We start from the raw sequence: 8,798 nt of genomic DNA on the forward strand, positions 1-8,798 counted from the left end.
ACCTAAGCTTTTTTGCTCACTTTTCACAAATTAGTGTACTTTTTTTTCTGACTTTTAAAAAAAGAGCGTATTAATCATTTGCCGAAAGCGCTTTATACTGAGCCTGTAATTAAGAGGAGGGAATACAACAATGTCAGATTGGTTAGACGTGGCAGGTAAAAAAGTAATCGTAACAGGTGGGTCATCAGGAATCGGAGCAAGTATTATCGATGAATTGCTGGATCAGGGAGTGATCGTGGCAAACTTTGATCTTCAACCTGGAAAGGTAACGCATGAGAATCTTTACTATTTTCAGACAGATATTTCGAATCGGCAGCAGGTAGAAGAAAACGTTGCAAAAGTGGTTGAAGAATTAGGGCAGATCGACGGATTAGTCAACAACGCCGGGATCAATATCCCGCGCTTACTAGTGGATAAGGAAAATCCCCATGGACAGTTTGAATTATCAGAAGACGTCTTTGACAAAATGATGGCGATCAATCAAAAAGGTCTATTTTTAATGACACAAGCAGTGGCGCGGGCGATGACGCAAAGACACGAAGGAGTAATCATCAATATGTCTTCGGAAAGCGGTTTGGAAGGATCAGAAGGTCAAAGCCCCTATGCGGCAACAAAAGCTGCCGTCAACAGCTTTACCCGGTCATGGTCTAAAGAGCTGGGAAAACAAGGCATTCGAGTGGTAGGAATAGCGCCGGGAATTATGGAAGAAACAGGGTTGCGGACGGAAGCTTATGAGACAGCACTTGCCTATACACGAGGAATCACCGTTGAAGACCTGCGAAAAAACTATAACAAAACTACGACGATCCCATTGGGGCGGAGCGGCAAGCTCAGTGAAGTCGCTGACCTAGTATGCTATTATTTATCTGATCGGTCTAGTTACATTACTGGTGTTACGACCAACGTTGCTGGAGGAAAAACACGAGGATAAAAGAAAGGTGGGGGTAATAAAATGGCACTGATCAATCGCTGGTATCAATTATTGCAGCATTTTATTACTCATGATCGCCTGAGTCTGAGTGAACTGCAAAAAATAACTGACACAAGCGCACAAACCACCAAAAAAGCGATTCAATTATTGAATGATCAAATGGAACGAATCGCATTAATCGAGGAGAAAGAGAATATTTACTCGCTGAAAGTAATGGATTCTTATCAGTTCTCAGAGATTATGAACGGCAGTTTAAAACAACAAACGGATTTCAATTCAAGTACAAAGCGAATTGCCGTTTTGATTGATTGCTTCATTAAACAAGAAGATTATATCGTGATCGATGATTTGTCGGAGGCATTAGGGGTCAGTCGTTCAACAGTCAATAAGGATTTGCGAAATTTGAAGCAATTAATGTCAAAATATCAAATTTCTTTGATTGGTACACCTAATAAAGGCCTGCGAATAGCTGGAACGGAGTCTCAATTACGCCTGCTTTATTTGCAGCATGCGTATGACTATCTGGAACAGCCAACTTTAAGCGAGGAATTGCTGGAGCGAATTGATGAGATTGCTTTGAGTAAAAAATTGGATTTTCGCACCTTGGGTTTATTACAAAAAACGATTATTTTAACGATTCAGCGAATCCAAGCCGGGAAGCCATTGGCACAGGCAGTTCCGTATTATGTGAATTATTTTGCCGGCGATCGATTATTAGAAGAATTATTTGTTAGCTTGGCGACCGATTACAGCTTGACGATCAGCAACTTTGATTTCGATTTTCTCTGTTTTCCGTTAAATATTTTCAATAATAATTTAGTTCCCGAGGAGCGGGCGGACAACAAGGAAGTTAAAACCTTGTTTCAATTCATGATGGATCAAATCAATGCTGCGGTGATCATCAATGTAGATCAAGCAGAATTGTTCCAAAATATCCGAGCGCATTTTATGTTTCTGATCAATCGAATCATTTTTCAAATTGAGACCTATGATATTTTTCGGGAGGAATTCAAACAAAAGCATGCCTTTGCTCATGAGCTGGCGGAAATAGGGGTCGCGGCATTGGCTGATTATTTACAAAAACCCAATCAGCCGTCAGAGCTTTCGTACCTAGCCATTTATTTTGAATTGGCTTTGAAAGCCGATGCACAGCCAAAAATGAAAGAGATCGCAGTGGTCTGCAATACCGGCAAGGGAACTGCTCTCATGATCAAGCGTCAGCTGGCAACAGTCTTAGGACCAAATATTCGAATTGCGCATTATTCAGAGGAAGAGTATGAAACGAAGGATCTGGATCGCTACTTTGCTGTATTTACGACGATACCTTTGAAGCATACAAAAGCAACGACCGCGGTGATTAAGCTGACGGATCTATTCAATGAAAATTGGTTATTGAGCGAATGGAAGCGAATCGTCGCTTCAAAGGCGGCAGCGTTTGAACATATTCGGTTTTCTTTCGAGCATTTGGATAAGCAGTTAGGTTATGAGGAAAACTTGGTTGAGCTGTTAGATAAATTACGGAACAAACATTTGATCGATGATTCTTTTAAGAAGTATATTTTGAAAAAGGCGCAAGAAGAATCAGCAGTGATCGATAATGGCATCGCTTTCCCCCATGGGATCAATCATCAAAGCGAGGAAATTCTTGTAACGATTGGCATTTATCCAGAGGGACGATCCGTAGAAGAGATTGAACTGATTTTTCTGGTGGCTATTCCAGAGAATTTGACGTTAACGATGGAAGATGAATTATTGAGCTTTTACGATACGATTTTTGTTATCTCTTCTAGGGAGACCTTGCGAGAACAGGTCAAGCGGATAAACACTAAAGAAGAATACCGTCAGTTATTAGTAAAAGGGTTCTAACGAGGCAGGTGTACGAAGAGAAAGCTCTTTGTATCAGAAAGGAATGGGTAGGATATGAATATCTTTGTTTTAGGCGCTATTGCAATTATTGCTTACATTCTCCAAATTTTCTTAGGAATGAAGCAGATCAAAAATTTTAATTCTGTCTATATTCGAATGAAGCGTAAAGGAAAAGTAGCGATCGGCCGTCGCCCGGGGAAAATCGCCTCAGGGACGATCTTGCTATTAGGTGTTGATCATACGGGACTTATCAAAGATGCTGAAATGATGCAAGGGACGTCGATTTTTGCCCGCTTCAAACCACGTCCGCAATTTGTCGGTCTCGATATCCATCATCTGACGGAAGCACCGATGCTGATGAAGGAAAATAAACTGACACGACAAGCCGCAGCGAATGCACAAAAAATTTATTTAGAGGTCGAGCAGGGAAATCATCGAGAAGAAGCGCCTGTCTCGCCAATCTTCAATATAGGAAATCAATTGTCCTTAATGAAAGGTACGATTCAAGCTAAATTAACTAAAAGGAGTGTTTAAAAATGGATTATATTACAAAATTTGCGGAAGGCTTTATGAGCCTGTTCCAAACGGGTGCTGAAACATTTATTAGTTGGATGACGGGGATTGTTCCAGTTGTTTTGATGCTGATGGTAGCCATGAATACATTGATTGCCTTTTTAGGAGAAGAACGCGTAACGAAAGTCGCAAAAGTATCGTCTAAAAATCCTTTTACCCGCTATCTGGTATTGCCGTTCGTTTCTGCTTTTATGCTGGGAAACCCAATGTCATTTACGATGGCTCGCTTTTTACCTGAGTTTTATAAGCCAAGCTATTATGCGGCAAATGCGCAATTCTGCCATACGAGTAATGGCGTTTTTCCTCATATCAATCCCGGTGAATTGTTTGTTTGGATGGGGATTGCCCAAGGGATCACGCATCTGGGCTTGAATTCGATGGAGCTGGCGATTCGTTATATGTTTGTTGGTTTAGTCATGAACTTTATTGGCGGCTGGACGACGGATTTCACGACAGCGTTTGTTTGTAAACAACAAGGAATCCAGTTAAGCAAAACAGTCGATGATGTCGCAGTGACAGAATAAGGGAAACAGGAGGAAGAAAAATGGCTTATAATAGTATTAAGATCGTAAAAGGTTCTGGCGGCTATGGCGGACCTTTAGTAATTACACCAACAGAAGAGAAACATAAATTTGTCTATGTGACTGGCGGCGGAGACAAACCCAGTATCGTTAATAAAATTGAAGAGCTAACAGGGATGGAATCGGTCAACGGCTTTAAGACATCGATTCCAGACAATGAGATCGCTCTTGCGATCATTGATTGCGGCGGGACATTACGCTGCGGAATCTATCCTAAAAAGAATATCCCAACAGTAAACATTGTACCGACTGGAAAAAGCGGACCCTTAGCACAATACATTAATGAAGAAATCTACGTGTCCGCGGTTGGTGAAAATCAAATCATGCTGGCAGATGAATCTGAAGCGGCAGGCAAACCAGCCTTCATTACTGAAGAAAAACCAGAGCGTGAGTTTAAATACTCGACCGATAAGAAGATCACTGAACAAAAAGCGGAGCAAAAAAGTTTTATCGCAAAAATCGGAATGGGCGCTGGTAAAGTCGTAGCGACATTCAATCAATCAGCCCGTGAAGGTGTACAAACAATGATCAATACGGTCATTCCTTTTATGGCCTTTGTATCCTTATTGATCGGAATCATTCAAGGATCAGGGATCGGGACTGTGTTTGCAAACCTGATGAAGCCGTTGGCTGGAAATGTTTTTGGTCTAATCATCATCGGCTTTATCTGCTCGCTGCCATTCTTGTCTCCGTTATTAGGACCTGGGGCGGTTATCAGTCAGATTTTGGGAACCTTGATCGGGGTAGAGATTGGTAAAGGGAATATCCCGCCGCAACTAGCTTTACCAGCGTTATTTGCTATCAATACCCAAAATGCCTGCGACTTTATTCCGGTTGGACTAGGATTGGAAGAAGCAGAAGCGGAAACAGTGGAAGTTGGAGTGCCGTCAGTCTTATATTCACGTTTCTTAAATGGTGTTCCACGGGTAGTCGTTGCTTGGTTAGCAAGCTTCGGATTATACAGTTAAAAAGGTTTGGAGAGATGAAAGATGATTTTTGAGACGCAAGTTACCAACATTGGCCCAGAAGCCGAGATGTTTCAGCAAGAAAAGATGTTGATTTTTTTCGGCGATGATGCACCAGAGACCTTAGCGGATTATTGCTATAACATCCAATTGACACCGTCCACCGACGAGATCACAACAGGAATGATTTTTTCCTTCGATGATCAAGCGTATAAAATCACGGCAGTAGGCGATGTGGTGAAGAAGAACCTCGACGATTTAGGACATATCACCCTGCGCTTCGATGGTTCAGAAACGGCAGAGCTTCCAGGTACCCTTTATGTGGAAGACAAGGAAATGCCGACGATCACAGTTGGAACAAAGATTGCGATTAGTTAAGAACATTCATCTAAGAGTTGCATTTAACTAGTTTAAATGTACACTTTTAGGTGAGTGTTTTTTTGTCAGTCAAACTTTTCGCAGTTTTATGCTGGGGAGGTTCGGTTGGAGAGTTTAAGTATAAAACTGTTCGAGTTGTTTAATTTGATGATAGGCGTGACGAGAATCAGAAGCATTTTTCTTGTTTTTAGAAAAATGACACCATTAAAGTGAGTTAGCTGTGACTTTTACTTTGTGCTTTTAGCGTAATCGGATGTGAAAATTTTTTTGTGGACTGGGAATTTAAACGAATGAGGCGATAATATGAAAATGATACCGAGGGAATCGGCGGCGTATCAGGAGCATTTTTTAATGGATACGCAAAGGATCAAACAATATGTCATGGAAAAATTAGGCGTTTTTCCAACTGATGCACCCTTGACCGTCACAGAAATTGGTGACGGCAATATTAATTATGTTTTTCGTGTGGTGAATGAAGCCACGCAAGAAAGCTTGATCATTAAGCAGGCGGATGTGTTGCTACGTTCTTCTGGACGGCCATTGGCGATCGATCGAAATCGAATCGAAGCCGAGATTTTACGTTTGCAAAATGATTTGGCTCCGCAGTTTGTACCAGAGGTTTATTATTATGATCAAAAGATGCACGCGTTGACGATGGAAGATGTTTCCGATTATCAAAACATGCGCTATGAGTTGATCGATAAGAAAGTATTTCCTAATTTCAGCGAGGAGATTGCCGAATACCTGTCGCGTACGCTACTTTTAACGAGTGATCTGGTTTTGGACCGCGGGGTGAAAAAGCAGCGGGTCAAAGAGTTTATCAATCCGGAAATGTGCGATATCAGCGAGGATTTAGTATTTACGGAGCCCTATGACGATTATAAGCAGCGGAATATTTTGACTCCGGGAAATGAACGCTTCGTCCGGGAAAACTTATACGAAAATGAACCGCTGCAAGCAGAAGTCGCGCTGCTGCGTAATAATTTCATGAACAACGCTCAATCGTTGCTGCATGGGGACCTTCATACGGGTTCGATTTTTATTAATCCATCTGGCTTGAAGGTGATCGACCCTGAGTTTGCCTTTTATGGTCCAGCGGGATATGACATAGGAAATGTCTTGGCGCATCTCTATTTTCCGATGATCAAAAATCTATTTGATCCAAGCTGTGATCCTGCTTTTCATCAATGGATTAAAGAAACGATTGCGGCAGTTTACGATCAAGTTCAAGCGAAATTATCTATGTGTTACGATGAGGCTGTGACTTTTTCGTTGTACCGCAATCATGCGTTTAAGGATACGATGCTGCAGGGGATCATGGCCGATGCGGCAGGGTATGCCGGCACGGAGATCATTCGCAGAGTCGTGGGGGATTCAAAGGTGAAGGAATTATCTTTGATCGCCCCAGACAAAAAAATCGCAGCAGAACAAATGCTGATAACACAAGGAATTCAATTAATTATCAATCGCCGCCACATTACGAGCGGCGGTCAGCTAGTCGATGGCATCAATGCATTAGACGAAAGCTTTGCTTTTTGAAAAAAATGAAGTAGAAGGTGAGTCAATTGGAAAGACAGGATTATACGATGCCAACGTTGTTACAATATGAAAATGTGGCGTGGTATGAAGATGGCAAAGTCCGCATTTTAGATCGGCGAATCTATCCGACTCGGGTGGAGTTTGTAGAATGTGAGACCCATCAAGCAGTCGCGCAAGCCATCACGGACATGGTAACTCAAAGCGCAGGACCATACACCGCAGCAGGCATGGGAATGGCCTTAGCAGCGGAAGAGAGTAAGGCGTTGGAGCCGGCTGATCAGCTCGCGTATCTAAAAAAAGCGTCTCATACGATTGCTAATGCACGACCAACGACGGCGAATCGTATGACACTGATCACTGAAAAATGTGTCGCAGTCGCAGAAGCAGCGGTAGAAAAAGGCGAAGATCCAACGGAGGCAATTAAACAAAATACGATTGATTCCTTGAACCGCCGCTATTATACGATGGATCAAGTAGCGAAATATTTGATCGAAAAAATCCCAGATAATGGGACGGTTTTGACCCAGTGCTTTGGTGAGACGATCATTGGGATGCTGCTGCGTGAGGCTATTGAGCAGAAAAAAACGCTGCGTTTCTTCTGTGCGGAAACGCGTCCGTATTTGCAAGGGGCGCGCTTAACGGCTAGTTGCTGTGCGGAGATGGGATTTGATACGACGGTTGTTTCTGATAATATGATCGCCTATTTGATGGAACATGAAACAATCGATCTATTTACCTCGGCCGCCGATACGATTGCCCAAGACGGCTATATCGCCAACAAGGTCGGAACCTATCAAATCGCTATTTTAGCCCAGCGTTTCGGTGTTCCCTATTTTGTGACGGGAATTCCCGATACGGATAAAACGAGTCATGAAAGCATCAAGATCGAGATGCGTGATCCTGAGCAGGTGATGGAGCTTAATGGGATCAAGCATACCCTAGAGGGTGTCAAAGCGATCTATCCGTCCTTTGATATCACACCGCCGGAATTGATCGGGGCGGTAGTGACGGATCGCGGGATTTTTTCACCCTATGATTTGCACCGCTACTTAAAAGAGCAGCCGGAAAATAATTTTTATTGATTGGAGCAGAAGATGAAACATCTAAAAGAACGCGAGCTGATCGTTGAATATGGCAAGAAGCTCATTACCGAAAAACTAACGACAGGAACGGGAGGCAATATCAGCATTTATTTTCCAGAAGAAGAAGCGATGCTGATCAGTCCAAGCGGGATTCCCTATTTTGAGACGAAGCTGGAAGATATTGTTTTGATGGACCTTCAGGGAAATGTGCTGGAAGGCAATCGTAAGCCATCAAGCGAGTATGATCTCCACAGTATTTTTTACGCGCATCGTCCAGATGTCCGCTCGGTCGTCCATACACATTCGGAATATGCGACCACCTTTGCCTGTTTGCAGCAGGAGATTGAACCGCTGCATTATATTATCGGATCTGTTGGCGAGAAGGTGCGTTGCTGCGAGTACAAAACTTTCGGCACACGGGAATTAGCGGAGGAGGCCTTCAATTTTATCCATGATGACAATGGGATTTTGTTAGGCAATCACGGTGTCTTAACCATCGGACCTGACTTAGCTAGTGCCTTTGGTGTTGCAAAGGACATCGAATTTTTAGCAAAACTGGATTATCGAGCACGCTGCATCGGAACACCGAAGCTGCTGAATCAAGAACAAATGAAAGAGGTCTTGGAGAAATTTGAGACCTATGGACAACAATAAAAAGGTCGCGACTTTTGTGAAAGCAAAGTCGCGGCCTTTTGTTTTTTCACTTTGTGAACGGGGATGAAAAATTCAACGAATTCATAGTGCGAGTATTCACAATTGAATAAGTATATTTCCATATTAGAATTGGTCTAGGATTTTTAAACACGCAGGGAACTCAATAATGACAAAAAGTACCGCTTATATCCTGTCTCTTATACACATCTCCGAGCCCACGAGACGCTCA

At 42.6% G+C, this 8,798-nt stretch carries 9 protein-coding genes; all 9 read left to right on the forward strand.

Going from position 1 to position 8,798, the window contains the following annotated elements; translation table 11 throughout:
- The first annotated feature begins 130 nt into the window (after positions 1-130).
- On the forward strand, positions 131-931 hold the full coding sequence (locus A5875_RS13245) for an SDR family oxidoreductase (protein ID WP_088934028.1): 801 nt from the start codon (positions 131-133) through the stop codon (positions 929-931).
- A 21-nt stretch (positions 932-952) separates the two neighbouring features.
- Entirely contained in the window at positions 953-2,797 is a 1,845-nt protein-coding gene (locus A5875_RS13250) for a BglG family transcription antiterminator (RefSeq protein WP_088934029.1), read from the forward strand.
- 54 nt (positions 2,798-2,851) lie between these two features.
- Entirely contained in the window at positions 2,852-3,331 is a 480-nt protein-coding gene (locus A5875_RS13255; RefSeq protein WP_088934030.1) for a transcriptional regulator GutM, read from the forward strand.
- A 2-nt stretch (positions 3,332-3,333) separates the two neighbouring features.
- Positions 3,334-3,894, forward strand: a complete 561-nt coding sequence (srlA, locus tag A5875_RS13260) for a PTS glucitol/sorbitol transporter subunit IIC (protein WP_088934031.1) — start codon at positions 3,334-3,336, stop codon at positions 3,892-3,894.
- Positions 3,895-3,914: 20 nt separating this feature from the next.
- Positions 3,915-4,919, forward strand: coding sequence for a PTS glucitol/sorbitol transporter subunit IIB (gene srlE, locus A5875_RS13265; protein ID WP_088934032.1), 1,005 nt, complete (start codon positions 3,915-3,917; stop codon positions 4,917-4,919).
- A gap of 21 nt (positions 4,920-4,940) precedes the next feature.
- Positions 4,941-5,294, forward strand: a complete 354-nt coding sequence (locus tag A5875_RS13270; protein ID WP_088934033.1) for a PTS glucitol/sorbitol transporter subunit IIA — start codon at positions 4,941-4,943, stop codon at positions 5,292-5,294.
- A 303-nt stretch (positions 5,295-5,597) separates the two neighbouring features.
- Entirely contained in the window at positions 5,598-6,833 is a 1,236-nt protein-coding gene (gene mtnK, locus A5875_RS13275) for an S-methyl-5-thioribose kinase (protein ID WP_088934034.1), read from the forward strand.
- Between the two features lie 26 nt (positions 6,834-6,859).
- Positions 6,860-7,915, forward strand: a complete 1,056-nt coding sequence (locus tag A5875_RS13280) for a s-methyl-5-thioribose-1-phosphate isomerase (RefSeq protein ID WP_088934035.1) — start codon at positions 6,860-6,862, stop codon at positions 7,913-7,915.
- Positions 7,916-7,927: 12 nt separating this feature from the next.
- Positions 7,928-8,569 (forward strand): L-fuculose-phosphate aldolase, encoded by a 642-nt coding sequence (locus A5875_RS13285; protein ID WP_088934036.1) that lies wholly within the window; start codon positions 7,928-7,930, stop codon positions 8,567-8,569.
- The last annotated feature ends 229 nt before the right edge of the window (positions 8,570-8,798 follow it).

Origin of the sequence: Enterococcus sp. 3H8_DIV0648, assembly GCF_002140655.1 — a bacterium.
Classification (GTDB): domain Bacteria; phylum Bacillota; class Bacilli; order Lactobacillales; family Enterococcaceae; genus Enterococcus_A; species Enterococcus_A hulanensis.

Coding starts and splice junctions, on each gene's coding strand:
- A5875_RS13270 (WP_088934033.1), top strand. CDS start 4,941: ATGATTTTTGAGACGCAAGTTACCAACATTGGCCCAGAAGCCGAGATG.
- A5875_RS13245 (WP_088934028.1), top strand. CDS start 131: ATGTCAGATTGGTTAGACGTGGCAGGTAAAAAAGTAATCGTAACAGGT.
- A5875_RS13255 (WP_088934030.1), top strand. CDS start 2,852: ATGAATATCTTTGTTTTAGGCGCTATTGCAATTATTGCTTACATTCTC.
- A5875_RS13250 (WP_088934029.1), top strand. CDS start 953: ATGGCACTGATCAATCGCTGGTATCAATTATTGCAGCATTTTATTACT.
- srlA (WP_088934031.1), top strand. CDS start 3,334: ATGGATTATATTACAAAATTTGCGGAAGGCTTTATGAGCCTGTTCCAA.
- srlE (WP_088934032.1), top strand. CDS start 3,915: ATGGCTTATAATAGTATTAAGATCGTAAAAGGTTCTGGCGGCTATGGC.
- A5875_RS13285 (WP_088934036.1), top strand. CDS start 7,928: ATGAAACATCTAAAAGAACGCGAGCTGATCGTTGAATATGGCAAGAAG.
- mtnK (WP_088934034.1), top strand. CDS start 5,598: ATGAAAATGATACCGAGGGAATCGGCGGCGTATCAGGAGCATTTTTTA.